Below are 14,760 nucleotides of genomic sequence, written 5' to 3'. Positions count from 1 at the left end.
TATATGCAACACACTGCACTTAACAAGTATTTGGAGCCACTGGACGAAATTTTTTCAGATGCAGATGTAAATGAGATCTCGGTAAATAAACCAGGAGAAATTTGGATCGAGAAAAATGGTGAAATCACTCGCTCTGAACTTCCTGTCTTGGACTTTCAGCATCTTAAGGGACTTGCAAAGTTGGTTGCCCAAGCAACTGAACAAAGTGTCAGTGGTGAGTATCCATTACTCTCTGCGACGCTTCCTAATGAGTGTAGAATTCAGATAGTCCTGCCCCCTGCAGCTGAAAGTGGGACAGTCGTTATGTCCATAAGGAAGCCTAGCAGTGTCCAGCTCTCCCTAGCGGATTATGATAGAATGGGTGCCTTTGAGGTGCTGAAGAGTGCATCTTCCTCCACCGATTTAGACGACCGATTGAAATGCATGCTGGACAGTGGTGAGATTAAAGAGTTTCTTGCTACCGCGGTCGTGGGAAAGAAAAATATCATCATTAGTGGCGGTACATCCACCGGGAAGACAACTTTTGCTAATAGCTTAATGCAGGAGATACCTTCTCATGAGAGGATTATCACGGTCGAAGATGCAAGAGAGGTTGTATTATCAAAACACCCGAACAGAGTGCATTTGGTTTCCTCCAAAGGGGGGCAGGGTAGAGCCAACGTCACTACGCAAGATCTGATAGAGGCCTGCTTGCGTTTGCGCCCGGATAGGATTATTGTTGGTGAGCTCAGAGGTACTGAGGCTTTCGGTTTTTTAAGGGCGATCAATACTGGTCACCCGGGCTCTATCGCTACATTACATGCAGATACTCCAAACATGGCTATAGAACAGCTGAAACTTATGGTGATGCAGGCTGGTTTGGGTATCCCTCCTGTCCAGGTTAGGGAATATATAATAAATGTAATAGATGTTATTGTTCAGTTGAAAAGGGATGAGCACGGGAAAAGATTCGTATCGAAGTTGTTGTTCACACGCGAGTTGAGAAACAGTAATGTATAAATTCCATGGGACGTTTGATGAGCTAAGGTTATATTATGCGACAGTTTAGGAATATCGTAACAATATTTTTTCTCATAGCCTTCATATTTGCCCTGGCTCTGTACATATCTGCAGCTATTTTTATAGCTTCTGTCTGGGGTATAGCGTATTTGGATTTCCATAGCTTGCAACCTACTCTAGATAAGTTTCCTATGAGGTTGTGGCCTACGATATTCACGTATATCTATAATCTCTTCACTAACTGGGAAGCCTGGGCTACAGCCGTGAAAGTCAAGCTTGCGGTTTCCTTAGCTATCCCATTTGGGATATTAGGTGTGGGATTCTACATGCTTCGGGCACCGATTATGGATTGGAGGCCGTTTAAGAAAAAAGAGTCTGTACATGGTGATGCAAGGTGGGCTACAGAAAGAGAGATCAGAAAAATCGGTTTAAGAAGTCGTAAGGGTCTCCTGCTCGGAAAGGATAAAAGAGGTTTCTTAATTGCAAGTGGATATCAACATGCATTACTATTCGCTCCTACTGGTTCAGGTAAGGGTGTGGGATTCGTAATCCCGAACCTCCTTTTTTGGGAGGATTCAGTTGTGGTACATGATATCAAGTTGGAGAACTTCAACCTTACAAGCGGATATCGAAAAAAAATTGGTCAAAAGGTCTATTGTTGGAGTCCAGCAGATCCTGACGGTAAGAGTCATTGCTATAATCCCCTGGATTGGGTGAGTTCGAAGCCTGGACAAATGGTCGATGATGTACAAAAGATCGCTAACCTGCTCATGCCCGAACAAGATTTCTGGGTCAACGAAGCACGAAGCCTATTCCTTGGAGTAGTGCTCTATATCCTTGCCGTGCCTGAAAAGGTGAAATCCTTCGGTGAGGTGGTAAGGGTCATGAGAAGCGATGATGTCACTTATAGTCTCGCTGTTGCATTGGATACTATGGGTAAAAAGATCCACCCAGTTGCGTATATGAACATAGCTGCATTCTTGCAAAAAGCTGATAAAGAGCGATCTGGCGTGATCTCAACAATGAACTCCTCCCTAGAACTGTGGGCGAATCCACTCATCGATACAACTACCGCGACTAGTGATTTCAACTTCATGCAGTTTAAGAAGGATCTTACAACTGTGTACGTCGGTTTGACTCCAGATAACTTGACGAGGCTGCAGCCATTGATGCAAGTGTTCTACCAGCAGGCAACAGAGTTCCTATGTAGAAGTCTGCCTAGCAAGGATGAGCCGTACGGCGTCCTATTCATGATGGACGAGTTCCCTACCCTAGGTAAGATGGAACAGTTCAAGACTGGTATTGCATATTTCCGTGGTTATAACGTACGCCTCTTTTTGATTATCCAAGATACTGAACAACTCAAGGGAATCTATGAAGAAGCTGGAATGAACTCATTCCTTTCAAACTCGACTTATAGGATCACTTTCGCTGCGAACAATATTGAGACAGCAAACTTGATCTCACAGCTTGTGGGGAACAAAACGGTTGCTCAGGAGTCACTCAATAAACCGAAGTTTCTGGATCTCAACCCTGCATCGAGGTCGCTGCACGTCTCAGAGACACAAAGGGCCCTGTTATTACCTCAAGAGGTGATTATGTTGCCTCGGGATCAACAGATTCTATTGATTGAATCTACTTATCCTATCCGGTCTAAGAAGATTAAGTACTATGAGGATAGCTTTTTCACAAAGAAACTCATGGATCCTATTTCTATTCCAACGCAGGAGCCGTTCGACCCCAAGAAATTCGAGGAAAAAATCCGTAAGGAGAAAGAGGCTAAAGAATTAGAGGAAAATACTCCGCTTCCAATAGAGGAAGAGCAGGCTCTATTGGAAGACGAGTCACTTTTAGATGACTCTGATTATGAAGAAGAGGACTTCGAGGACCTTGATAGTGATGAAGATCTATCTGAGTTCGTCGATGACCTGGATGACGAAGAGCTTGAAACAGAAGAGGATAAAGTCTAAGCTGTCATATAGCAGTATCTGAGGTAGCAGTATCTGAGGTAATGAGGCTTAATTGCTAGCCTGCAGTGTTGCCCTTCCTTTGTTAATTAATCCTGCTTAAACAAGACGTGCTTAAATGTTTCCAAGGATTCTAAGACCTTTCCAGTACCAATTGCTACGCACTCAAGAGGATTTTCGGAGATGCTCACGGACAACTGTGTAGCATTACTCAGAACGTAATCCAAATTTCTGAGCATTGCACCTCCCCCTGAAATCATGATTCCGGAGCTTGCAATATCTGAAGATAATTCAGGCGGAATTGTCTCCAGGGCCACCATGACTGCTGCAATAATTACTGATATTGGTTCTTCCAAGCTTTCTGCTATTTGTGACTCAGTGAGAATGATCTCCTTAGGTATACCGTTTACTACATCACGCCCACGCAATGTCATCGAACGCTCTTGGGCCTTATCTCTAACGTAGACGGTGCCCAGCTCTTTTTTTATTTTCTCTGCTGTGGATTCACCAATGAGTAGATTATAGTGTTTCCTGATATAGCTTATAATTGCTTCATCCATTACGTCCCCGCCGACTCGTACCGATCTTGAATAAACTATTCCACCTAATGAGATCACAGCTACCTCTGTAGTTCCGCCACCGATATCAACGATCATGGATCCTTTTGGCTCAGTCACCGGAAGACCTCCGCCTATTGCTGCCGCCATTGGTTCCTCTATTAGGAAGACTTCCCTTGCTCCGGCACTCTCTGCAGCATCCTGTATGGCACGCCTTTCAACTGGTGTGGAGCCTGAAGGGACACATATTACAATATTTGGCCTATTGATCAATGCTCCAGAGTTTACAATCTTGATGAAGTACTTAATCATTTCTTCGGCGCATCTGAAATCAGCGATTACACCATCTTTTAGCGGTCTTATTGCCTTGATCTTATCCGGTGTTTTACCGAGCATTAGTTTCGCTGGATGACCGAACGCATACGGTATGAAGCGCCCTTTATCCTCCACCAGCGCAACCACTGAAGGCTGATTAAGCTTAATTCCTTTATTTTCGACGTAGACCAAAGTATTTGCTGTGCCTAGATCTATGGCCAGATTGTTTGCGTAAAAACTCTTCGAATTCAGAACTGAAATAAATGCTTTGACGACTTTCTTGATACTCTGCAACTTTTGGCCCTGTTTAGATACTCTTCAATGTTAACCGCAATTGCGCTAAAATCCATACTTTTGATGTCTGCTTGAAATGGACTATCTATGTTTCGCGATGCTTGTTTACATTGTGTCAGCGATACCGTTTGCCTATTGTATCTCTAATTACCTTGGTGTTGATATTCGTGCGGAGGGTTCCGGAAACCCTGGGGCTACTAACGTCACCCGTGTTGCAGGCTTGAAAGCTGGTTCTATTGTGTTTCTCCTGGATTTCTTGAAGGCTGCAGTTCCTGTATTCATAGCTGAGAAGTATTGTGGTGAGGTTTTTGCCTCAGTAATTGGTCTTGTATCAGTCTTTGCGCATGTTTTTCCTGTTTATCTTGCTTTCAAAGGCGGTAAAGGAGTTGCACCAATGATGGGCGTATATTTTGCTTTGAATCCAGTAGTGTTTCTCATTGTTTCATATGTTTGGCTGGTGGTTTTCGCGATTTTTAGATATCCGTTTATTGCGTCACTTTCTGCTTGTTTTGTTGGTGCAATCGTTTCTTATGTGACTTTCGATCTTTACGTCTTCTTGCCTATACTCACAGCGACCCTTTTAATCCTCTTCAGGCACGTCAGCAATCTGACGAATTTTTTATCTTCTAGAAGCTGAATAATTATCTTGGCTTTTCCTAAAATGCAGTGGGAGATTCTAGTGACAGTCTAGACATGTTTGTAGTAAGAGCGGGTATCTGCTTGATGCTCAGTTCTAAGTTGGCCTTCATCCAGCTCTTGAGTTGAATCTAATATATATATCTTATATATCTGATCCTTTCTCTTGCGATTCATTTCTTCTCTGATGGATGAAAATTCTCTTTTGAGTATGTGGTTTTGTAGGAAAGTCACAGATCTCGTTTCTGGAATCTCACTCTTGTGCGGATAAAGGCGCGGTGCTAACGTTTTGAGAACGATTGCTCTTAAATGATAAGCGTGACTGTAATCACAAGATTTGCGCCTTCTCCAACAGGGAATCTGCACATTGGGGGATTGAGGACAGCCTTGTTTAATTTCCTGTATGCAAGGAAGCGTGGAGGTAAATTCCTACTGAGAATAGAGGATACCGATGCTGCTAGATCGAAGTCTATTTACCTAGATTCGATTTTAGATGGTCTTTCCTGGCTTGCTTTGAAGTATGATGGCATTGTACATCAGTCCGCGAATGTTGAAAGACATAAAGCGGTGGCATCTGCTCTTCTGGAGAGCGGTAAGGCATATACAAAAGACGGTGCAATACGTCTCAGGATCATGCATGGTGCGGCTGTACAATTTACCGATCTGATTCTGGGGGATATTTCAACAGAAACGAAAAATATCAATGATGTAGTGATTCTGAGATCGGATGGAAGTCCAACATATATGCTTGCGGTAGTTGTGGATGACCACGATATGGGCGTGACACATATAATAAGGGGTTCCGACCATATTACGAACACCTTTACTCAGAAATTGATATATGAGGCAATGGGTTGGTCTTTTCCTAATGTTGCACATATACCACTCATTCATAACACTCACGGGGCTAAGCTCTCGAAAAGAGATGGTGCTGTCGATGTCATAGCGTATAAGGAGGCAGGTATTCTTCCTGAGGCGATGTTTAATTATCTACTTAGGTTGGGCTGGGCTCATGGAGATAAGGAGATATTTTCTATTGAGGAAGCAATTGCTCTTTTCGATATTGTTGGAATCGGTAAGTCTCCGGCGCGCTTCGATAATGAGAAGCTCCACCATCTGAATGCATACTACATAAGAACTCTTCCAGTTGATAGGATCGCATCAGAGGTGCTGGATCTGGTAAAAGTTGAACTTGTGGTTTCACTTGATTCATTTAATGCTTTCGTTGAACTTTTCAGGAAAAAATGTAGTTCACTTATTGAACTCAAGGATAGCTTAGAATTCTGCTGGAAGAATGTTGTTCCTGTGTCAGTAGTCGATAAATCATTGCTAGTGGATCTATTAGGAGTGTTGCAAGGAGCTGATTGGAATTTCAGTCTCAAGGAGACATTGAGAAAGTATATTTCATCTTCCTCAGTTCCGGCTAAGGTAGTCTATACAAATCTGAGGTTAGCACTAATAGGCCAGGAGAGTTCACCATCAGTGGTTGAGATAATGGATATCTTTGGTAGAGAAGCAGTACTGGAAAAATTGCGCGATGCTGTGACAGACTAAGTGGTCGTTATTTTCTGATTTGTTATTTCAGTGTGAGCGCGTTTGGACACCCCAAAAATAAGAAGCGCTAGAAAGTTGATCCATCTAGTGATGTAGTAGTTTCCTTTTAAGGTAAGAAGTTATGGATTCCGTTGTCGTATTTGACGTAGAGACTATTCCCGATACTGACCTCTGTGCTGCACTCACCGGTTGCAAGAGCGACAATCTTGATGAAATGAGGAGTGCGATGGAAGATTATCATCTGAGAATCACTGATGGTAAAAATCCTTTTCTTAGACAGCCTTTCCATAAGGTGATAGTTGTCTCATTGCTTAAGGCAACTTTGGCAGTGAAAAATGGTTATGAGTTCCTTGAACTGAAAAAAATTGCATCCGGGGATATTGAATCCTATGCCGAAAAGGAATTGGTTCAGTTTTTTTTCGATCATGTTTGCAAATCGCTTCCTAGATTGGTTTCCTACAATGGTAGAGCCTTCGATCTATCAGTTCTGAAGTATAAAGCTATGCGTTACGGGATCGTTGCAAGGGATTTTTACTACTCAGGGGATAAATGGAGCAATTACAATAACAGATATAGCGCAGATTGGCACACTGATCTTATCGAGGTGCTTTCTGACTATGGAAGTTCAGCTAGGATGAAAATGAGTGAGCTTTGTGTCGCATTCGGGCTTCCGGGGAAGCTTGGTATCGACGGCGCAAATGTAGTATCCATGTACGACCAGGGTAAAATAAATGAGATCAAATATTACTGCGAGATAGATGTGCTGAATACATATATGATCTACCTCATTATGCTCAGACACCAAGGAAGGATTTCGTCTGACAGCTATACGCGCAATCTGAATGAATTGCAATTTTACCTAAATGAGAATCTGGATAAAAATCCAAGTTATCGGGAATTCCTACAGCTATTAGATAGAAGTCCAGTATTACATTTCAAGTAATTACTGTGAGGAACGATGATCCTTGTATCGCTCTTCACTAGCTGGGATTGCAATCCTATTAAGGATTACTGCTTTCAATAACCAACAGCAGTAAACCCAAACTGCTGGATCCAAAAGTGGCTTCCTGAGATCGTGAAAATCCTTATTAATAGCCCTCATGGCTGGCTCCTCTTGTCCATATATCTAAGTGCTTTGACGGCCACTGAGGATGCAGATATATCTTCAGCTTTTTCTATCACCACAGAAATAGCATGATTTGTGTCTTGCACATTAGTTGTATATCCAATAAAAAGGGAGTTGGATCCTCTATAGAAGTGATCCTCATTCATCCTGCCCCTAATCTGACCCGTACCTGTCTTTCCTGATATCTTACCCATTTCGGATGTGAAATTTCTACACGTCCCCGTGTTGCTGAATGTATTGAGCATGCCTCGTCTTACCGTAGCTAAATGTTCATGATTTATGTTTATCTGCGGAAATATTTCGCTGGCAGTATCATCGAAAGTAGGTAGAATCTGTCTTCCTGTTGCGAGTCTTGCTGCCATCACTGCGAGCTGTATCGGAGTCGCTGATAGATATCCGTGGCCTATTGAAATATTGATTATATCTCCTCGTCCTAGAGGTTGAGTTAGGTACTTATTACGCCATTCCATGTCCGGAAGAATACCATATCTTTCTTCTTTCATATTTGTGAAAGTCTGTGTCCCGAGACCAAATCTTTCAGCAAAACCAATGATCTCCTCTGCACTGATTTTGCGCCCTATCTTGTAAAAGTATACGTTGCACGACTCAGCTATTGCCCTTGTAAGATTAACTTTCCCATGCCCGAATCTTTTCCAGCAATGGAATTTTCTATTTCCTATCTTTATCGAACCAGTGCAATTGATAGTATACTCTTCATCGATAATTTTACTTTCTAATGCTGCGAGTCCGACAATTGGCTTGAAAGTAGACGCGGGTTGGAAGGTTGCTGAGATTGTCCTATTTAAAAGTGGTTTATTTGGATCGGTATTGAGATCTGCCCATTGTTTTTGGGAAATTATTCCGCTGGAGAAAATATTGTTGTCGTATGATGGTGAACTCACCATTGCTCTGATTTTCCCTGATGGTATTTCCATGATGCACACAGCTGCCCTGTGTCTGGAGATGAGTTCATAAATAAATTCATGTAGTTTTGCGGACATAGATACTTTGAACTCGATATCTGGATTACTTATTCTCGAACGCTCTAATTCCCTCCTATATCTCTCTCTCGAATCTACTTCTTTCTTTATAATCTCGGCGTCTCTTTGAATACTTGATTCATATAATTTCTCCAAACCTATGATGCCCTTACATTTCTTTTCTTTGGAGTCGTAGACTGTGTAGCCTATGATGTGCGCCATCGCTGCTCCTAATGGATAAGTACGGAAGTATTCCTTATTGATTCTTATTCCTTGCAGCTGATTTGACTTGAACTCTAATAAGCTAATTTCTTGCCATCCTAATGGTGTCTTGATAATGAATGTTTCAGTGCCATGGATTTTATTTCTGAGTGCGGCTGTTTCAGATTCGGAGAGGTCGAATACCTGTGTCAGCCACTCTAAGATGTATGCCTTATCCATTATTTCGGATGGAGTGCATGTTATATTGTATATCTTTTTGTTTCCGGCGATTTCGATTCTATCGCAGTCGACGACGATCCTTCGAGGACCGTGGACAAGCACAGTGCGTATCCTGTTCTGATCCGATAACAGCTTGTATTTCTCATTCTCCAGTATCTGAAGCTTGAAAAATCTCCCAGATACAGCGATCGCACCGATCAGCCCAATCCCCCCTAAGACGAAAATCCTCCTATCAGAGTCATGAAAGCTCATGAGCAATATTCACTCAAAAGAGTTTCCACTAGGTACAGAAACCAACGTGCACAGAGGAGATCGTGATACTAAAGCTGGACATCCAAATAGGGACAGCTGAGATATCATCTCACCAACTCTTCACAGAATCCGTGACTAATTTCTGAGCAGCGTCAGGACCGCTCCAACCTACAACTTCAACGAATTTTCCACTTTCAAGGTCTTTGTAATGTTCAAAGAAGTGCTCAATCTGCTTCAGGAATATTTCAGGAAAGTCTGTATGAGCAGTTATATTACTATAGTAAGGATCAACCTTTGAGGCTGGGACCGCAAGTAATTTCTCGTCTTCACCTTTTTCGTCTCTCATGACAAATGCCCCCACCATCCTCACCTGAATGAGAGAACCCGGCATCAAAGGTGCACGAGTCACTACCAAGACATCTAGAGGATCTCCATCCCCACCTAATGTGTTCGGAATGAACGCGTAGTTACACGGATAATACATGCTCACCGGTATAAAGCGATCGACATGTAAAATGCCACCACGTCCAATCTCATACTTCACACCACTGCTACCAGATGGGATTTCCACAATGACATTTACTTCCCTAGGAAAGTCTTGCGGCTGTTTGATGTGAGTGTAATGTTCCATATTCTTCTGTAAACTGATAAAATACTGCTTAGCAGAAATAAGCAAAACAAACAAGTGTAATTCAGGATTCTCGGTGGTGTACTGCATAAGAGAGATCAAAGCTCGTGAGGTGTTTAATAGTAGAGGCTGTCCCGCGCTCGAGGTTGAGGTCATTACGAGTGATGGTAGGATTGGGAGGGCGATAGCTCCTTCTGGAGCTTCCAAAGGGTCTTTGGAAGCGTGTGAGCTCATAGATTGTGATGAGGGCCGACTCGCGGGAAGAGGGTTGTTGAAGGCGATAGTGAACATCAGAGATGTCATTGCGCCCGCACTTGAGGGTAAGAGCATCGAAGATCAGTCCGCTATAGACCAGCTAATGATTGAATTGGATGGCACACCAAATAAGTCCAGGCTTGGCGGAAATGCTCTTACTGCCGTATCGCTTGCAGTCTCCAAAGCTCACGCGAAGGTAATGGAAGTCCCGCTTTGCAGTCTCTTCAATTCACTGATTTGCGGTGGTAAGGGTGATTTCACCTATTATCCACCTACTCCAATGCTGAATGTCATAAATGGTGGGATGCATGCTGATAATCGACTCGCTATCCAGGAGTTTATGATTTGCCCAGTTGGTCTACCGACTTTCAGGGAAAGTATGGAGAAGGCAGCAGAAATCTTTCACAGATTGAAATGCTTGCTCCAGCAACACGGAAAGAGTATCAATGTAGGTGATGAGGGAGGTTTTGCTCCTGATCTTTCTAATACTGAGGAGGTGTTGGTACTCATTCGGGAGGCCATCGCGAACGACGCCGAGTATGTGAAAATAGCTCTGGATGCTGCTGCATCAACGTTTTTCGAAAATGGAGCTTATAACATTGATGGGAAAGTCATGGACACGGATGGAATTATCGCTTTCTACAGTGGTGTAGCAGCAAAATATGGGATTATTTCGATTGAGGATCCTGTCTCCGAAAGTGACTGGCAGGCTTGGCAGAAAGTAACAAGCAAGCTATCTGAGAAAATGAATATCGTAGGTGATGACGTATTCGCTACGAACTCTGAAATACTCTCTAGAGGTATCGCAGATGGTGTTGCAAATGCGGTACTAATTAAGATTAATCAGATTGGTACAATCACAGAAACAGTTAAAACTATAAAATTAGCTCAGGAAAACGGTTACAAGGTTGTGATTTCGCATCGTTCCGGTGAAACTGAGGATGTATCAATAGCGCATCTGGCTGTTGCTTGTGGTGGTGGTACCTTCTTGAAAGCTGGTTCCTTGAGCCGCTCTGAGAGGGTAGCAAAATATAATGAAGTGCTCCGTATAGAGGAAATGTTATCGTAAAATGACTAAACTAAGATATCTCATCATATTCTGTTTCTTGTGTTTCGCACCATGTCATTCACTGGAAGTCAAGGCTGCTGCGCTTGTTGGAAATGTCACTATCTCAAATCAGGATGTACGTGATTATCAGGAGATCCTTGGGATGCTTGGTGGAAAGACTGCTACCTCATATAAGGCTGCTCTCCAGGAAATGATAGATCTAGAACTGTATAACCAGTACGCACAAAAAGTCGGAATCCGATTCTCCCAGCAAAAGTACGATGCTGCTATCAATAGACTCAAAAGTCTAGGTGTGAAGGAAACGAGCCTCACAGAACTTTTTAGGGATTGTCTGAAGAAACAAGTTCTTTTCGCTGAAGTGGTTGAACAAGTTATTAAGCCGAGGATTCAAATTAGTCAGGAAGACTTGCTCAACATGAAACGTAGCTTGCTAAGGAATAAAAATACCGTCAAGCTAACCAAGATCGATGCTGATGGCAGCAGTCGGAAAGATCTAGGTTGGATGAAGCTAGATGAGCTAGCTCCAGAGATCAAGAAAACGATCTCCAAGCTCCCTGTAGGAAAAATTTCTGATCCAATAGAGGGAAGTCGATTTCTGGTTGCGGATAAGGAAAACGAACTGATTCTAGATCTTGACTACAAGGGTGAGATATCTGAGAAGTCGAAAGTCGTTGGATTTTATAAATCGATGTTTTTCAGAAAACTTTCGGATTTGGCTCCTGGAGAACGAAAAAAATTATTCCTTTCCACTGGAAGTATAGAAATAAAAAAGAACAACCTTATACTGCTAATTCATCTAGATATGAGTGATTTGCACAGTAGGCTTGTAGAGCTCATATATCCAGCTAAGTTAGAGAAAGAGATAAAGAAGTTCAGTGCTGATCTACATGAAAATATTCGTGTCGTGAAATATTGAAATGGTAAAATTATTCGGTACTGATGGCATCAGAGGTAGGGCTAATGCTTTTCCAATGAGCGCTGAGAGTGTCTTGCAAGTAGCGAAACTAGCAGCTCTGAGGTTCAGGAATTACGGAAATACCGCAATCATCGGGAAAGATACTAGACTCTCTGGATATGTATTTGAGTCCTGTTTTGTTGCTGGATTGCTCTCACTCGGAATGAATGCCATCATCGTTGGACCGGTCCCTACGCCGTGTGTCTCCATGTTGACGGTATCCTTGAGGTGCGCATTTGGAGTTATGATATCAGCTTCTCATAATGAGTTCCGTGATAATGGAATCAAGTTCTTCGATCATAGGGGGCTTAAAATATCCACGGATGACGAGTCCTTCATAGAGGAAAACTTTCATAAGAAAATCAATACGACAAATGAGTCTTTCGGTAAGGCAAAACGACTAGATGATGTCACTGGTAGATATCTGGAATTCATAAAGCGTGCATTTCCTTCAGATCTATCTCTTAAGGGTATTAAGATTCTCCTGGATTGTGCAAATGGATCTATGTATAAGATTGCTGAAAGTGTCTTCTGGGAACTCGGTGCGGAAGTCGTGACTATAAACAATGCTCCGAACGGAAATAATATCAACTTAGACTGTGGTACTATGCACACGCAGGGAATGCAGGAGCGTGTAAAACGGGAGAAGGCACACATCGGAATTGCATTCGATGGAGATGGTGATCGCTTAGTAGTCGCTGATGAAAATGGCAATGTCATTGATGGAGACCAGCTTATTGCCAGTATTGTTAGACTTTTTCTACGACTGGGTAGGTTGAGTAGTGGCACTGTTGTCCTTACGGTTGCGAGTTCGATGGCTCTTGAGAATTTTCTTCATGGTCTTGGTTTGAGGACGGTCAGAAGTAATGTGGGGGATAGAGAGGTCCTAAAACGAATGATAGAAACCGGTGCTAACTTAGGTGGGGAGCCTTCCGGCCACATAATAATAAGGGACTACGTCAATACGAGCGATGGACTCATTGCTGCTCTACAATTGCTCCACTTGATGGTGATTGATGGAGCTTCAGCTAGTGAGATCACAGCGAACTTTACTCCTATTCCCAGGATTCTTAGAAATGTTGATCTTGGTTCTTCTGATGGTCACCTGAAGCTGGTTGCTGCTGAACAATATATCAGCAAAAATGTCATTGGGGACGAGAGAATCGTGTTGAGAAAATCAGGAACTGAGAACGTGATCCGAATCATCGGTGAGGGTTCGAACATCTCAAGAATAGAAGCAATAGTGCAAGATCTGGTTGAGATTACCAGTAGAACTTCTTAGTTTTCGCTACGCCGGTGTGGCCGGCCTGAACCATGTAACACTCAATAAGCGTATCCGGGAAAATATGGATGAAATTCCATCCTCTTGTGTGCTAGAGTTTTTCACTCTGTGAGGCAACTTTCCTGAAGGGTTTACCTATATAAATCTGTCTAGGTCTAGCGATTTTCTGCTCCTTGTCACTTAGGAACTCTTTTATCTGGGCGACCCAGCCAGACGTCCTTGCGAGAGCAAAGATAGGTGTAAACATATATGTTGGAATCCCTAATGCATTGAGTATTATTCCCGAGTAGAAATCTACATTCGGATAGAGCTTGCGACTTATGAAATACTCATCATTGGAAGCAATACTTTCAAGTTTGCTTGCGATACTCAGAATAGAAGAACTTCCCTTTAAAATATCCTGAGCCGTACTCTTCAGAATTACCGCTCTGGGATCATAGTTCTTGTAGACCCTATGCCCGAAACCCATTAGTCTTTCTTCTTTTCTTTTGACGCGCTCAATGAATTCCTCCACGCTCCCACCTTGTTTTTCGATTTCTCCCAGCATGTGCAGGACTTTCTCATTTGCACCGCCGTGCAGTGGACCCCATAACGTAGCCGTTGCAGCGCTGACTGCAGCAATTGGGCTTGCACCAGAAGAAACAACCATCCTAGCAGTCGATGTGGAAGCGTTCTGCTCATGATCTGCATGTAGAATCAGAATCTTATCTAAGATGCTTTCATAATCAGGTTTTTTCTCCCCGAACATCATATAAAAAAAGTTCCCAACGTAGGAAAGGCATGCATCAGGCGGTATGAAGTCCTGAGAAGTAATATATCTATAAATATATGCTACAAGTCTTGGCACATTAGCGATTAGCACTTCTTTGTGCGTCTCGAAGTCAGAGTCATGGTGAGCAGAAGCCAGGGCTGCAAAAGCAGAAATCAGAATCACCATGGGATGTGCATCCCTTGGAAAGGAGCAAATATTCTCGAGGACGCAATCTGGAAGCTGTGGAAAATTCTGAATCAAAGTACGGAATTCTTTTGCGCGGACAGGGTCTGGGAGTTCACCATACAGAAGTAGGTATACGACTCGAAGAAAATCGCATTGAGTAGCAAGTTCATCTACAGGGTAACCTCTGTACAAGAGTACACCCTCCTCACCGTCTACGAAGGTGATCTCAGATTTACACGAAGCCGTGGAGACATAACCAGGATCGTAGATAAAACTTCTGGGCTCCGAAGAAATCAATATTCCATTGGGGCCCCCACTGCTTTTGACCGTAGCCTGTATCTTTATCGTGACCTCGTCAGTGTCCATTTTCGTTAATACTCCGTAAGCTTATATTATACTAGCTTTTTAAGTAGCACAGTAGATAATCTATGAACAGTTTCTTAATTTATGTTTCTCTGTCATAGTCTTATCATTCCCATCTATTTCGCAAACTGTACCCAAGGATATACTACT

General features: G+C 42.8%; 12 protein-coding genes. 8 read left to right on the top strand and 4 right to left on the bottom strand.

Annotated elements, in window-relative coordinates:
• The first annotated feature begins 3 nt into the window (after positions 1-3).
• Both virB11 and NHE_RS03145 read left to right on the top strand, forming a co-directional pair.
• A complete protein-coding gene (gene virB11, locus NHE_RS03150; RefSeq protein WP_038559906.1) occupies positions 4-999 on the top strand; it encodes a P-type DNA transfer ATPase VirB11 in 996 nt (331 codons plus the stop codon).
• Positions 1,000-1,034: 35 nt separating this feature from the next.
• Positions 1,035-2,969: a type IV secretory system conjugative DNA transfer family protein gene (locus NHE_RS03145; RefSeq protein ID WP_038559904.1), complete on the top strand. Its 1,935-nt coding sequence runs from the start codon at positions 1,035-1,037 to the stop codon at positions 2,967-2,969.
• 86 nt (positions 2,970-3,055) lie between these two features.
• Here NHE_RS03145 and NHE_RS03140 read toward each other — a convergent pair whose 3' ends face one another.
• Positions 3,056-4,132 carry a rod shape-determining protein gene (locus NHE_RS03140; RefSeq protein ID WP_084473293.1) on the bottom strand — a complete coding sequence of 359 codons (1,077 nt, stop codon included), beginning with the start codon at positions 4,130-4,132 and terminating at the stop codon, positions 3,056-3,058.
• 97 nt (positions 4,133-4,229) lie between these two features.
• Between NHE_RS03140 and NHE_RS03135 the strand changes: the two genes are divergently transcribed.
• From NHE_RS03135 to NHE_RS03120, 3 genes are all read left to right on the top strand, one after another.
• Entirely contained in the window at positions 4,230-4,769 is a 540-nt protein-coding gene (locus NHE_RS03135; protein WP_232214969.1) for a glycerol-3-phosphate acyltransferase, read from the top strand.
• Between the two features lie 308 nt (positions 4,770-5,077).
• The gene (locus NHE_RS03125; RefSeq protein WP_038559898.1) at positions 5,078-6,322 is read left to right on the top strand and encodes a glutamate--tRNA ligase; all 1,245 of its coding nucleotides are present in this window, start codon (positions 5,078-5,080) and stop codon (positions 6,320-6,322) included.
• 121 nt (positions 6,323-6,443) lie between these two features.
• The gene (locus NHE_RS03120; protein ID WP_038559895.1) at positions 6,444-7,265 is read left to right on the top strand and encodes a 3'-5' exonuclease; all 822 of its coding nucleotides are present in this window, start codon (positions 6,444-6,446) and stop codon (positions 7,263-7,265) included.
• Between the two features lie 155 nt (positions 7,266-7,420).
• Here the strand turns inward: NHE_RS03120 and NHE_RS03115 are convergent, their stop codons facing one another.
• A complete protein-coding gene (locus NHE_RS03115) occupies positions 7,421-9,121 on the bottom strand; it encodes a penicillin-binding transpeptidase domain-containing protein (RefSeq protein ID WP_038559892.1) in 1,701 nt (566 codons plus the stop codon).
• Positions 9,122-9,230: 109 nt separating this feature from the next.
• Positions 9,231-9,752 (bottom strand): inorganic diphosphatase, encoded by a 522-nt coding sequence (gene ppa, locus NHE_RS03110; RefSeq protein ID WP_038560667.1) that lies wholly within the window; start codon positions 9,750-9,752, stop codon positions 9,231-9,233.
• 76 nt (positions 9,753-9,828) lie between these two features.
• On the opposite strand from ppa, the gene eno reads away from it, so the two are divergent.
• Genes eno through glmM form a run of 3 tightly spaced genes read left to right on the top strand, consistent with a single transcriptional unit; the run spans position 9,829 to position 13,310 of the window.
• On the top strand, positions 9,829-11,073 hold the full coding sequence (eno, locus tag NHE_RS03105) for a phosphopyruvate hydratase (RefSeq protein WP_038559889.1): 1,245 nt from the start codon (positions 9,829-9,831) through the stop codon (positions 11,071-11,073).
• A 1-nt stretch (position 11,074) separates the two neighbouring features.
• Positions 11,075-11,989: a peptidylprolyl isomerase gene (locus NHE_RS03100; RefSeq protein ID WP_051579646.1), complete on the top strand. Its 915-nt coding sequence runs from the start codon at positions 11,075-11,077 to the stop codon at positions 11,987-11,989.
• A 1-nt stretch (position 11,990) separates the two neighbouring features.
• A complete protein-coding gene (gene glmM / locus NHE_RS03095; RefSeq protein WP_038559886.1) occupies positions 11,991-13,310 on the top strand; it encodes a phosphoglucosamine mutase in 1,320 nt (439 codons plus the stop codon).
• A 91-nt stretch (positions 13,311-13,401) separates the two neighbouring features.
• Here the strand turns inward: glmM and NHE_RS03090 are convergent, their stop codons facing one another.
• Complete coding sequence (locus NHE_RS03090; protein ID WP_038559883.1) at positions 13,402-14,613, bottom strand: citrate/2-methylcitrate synthase; 1,212 nt, start codon at positions 14,611-14,613, stop codon at positions 13,402-13,404.
• Positions 14,614-14,760 lie beyond the last annotated feature (147 nt).

The sequence above is a fragment of the Neorickettsia helminthoeca str. Oregon genome (assembly GCF_000632985.1).
GTDB classification, from domain to species: Bacteria; Pseudomonadota; Alphaproteobacteria; order Rickettsiales; family Anaplasmataceae; genus Neorickettsia; species Neorickettsia helminthoeca.
The sequence above is the reverse complement of the archived record's forward strand: the minus strand, read 5'-3'. Positions and strand labels throughout refer to the sequence as shown.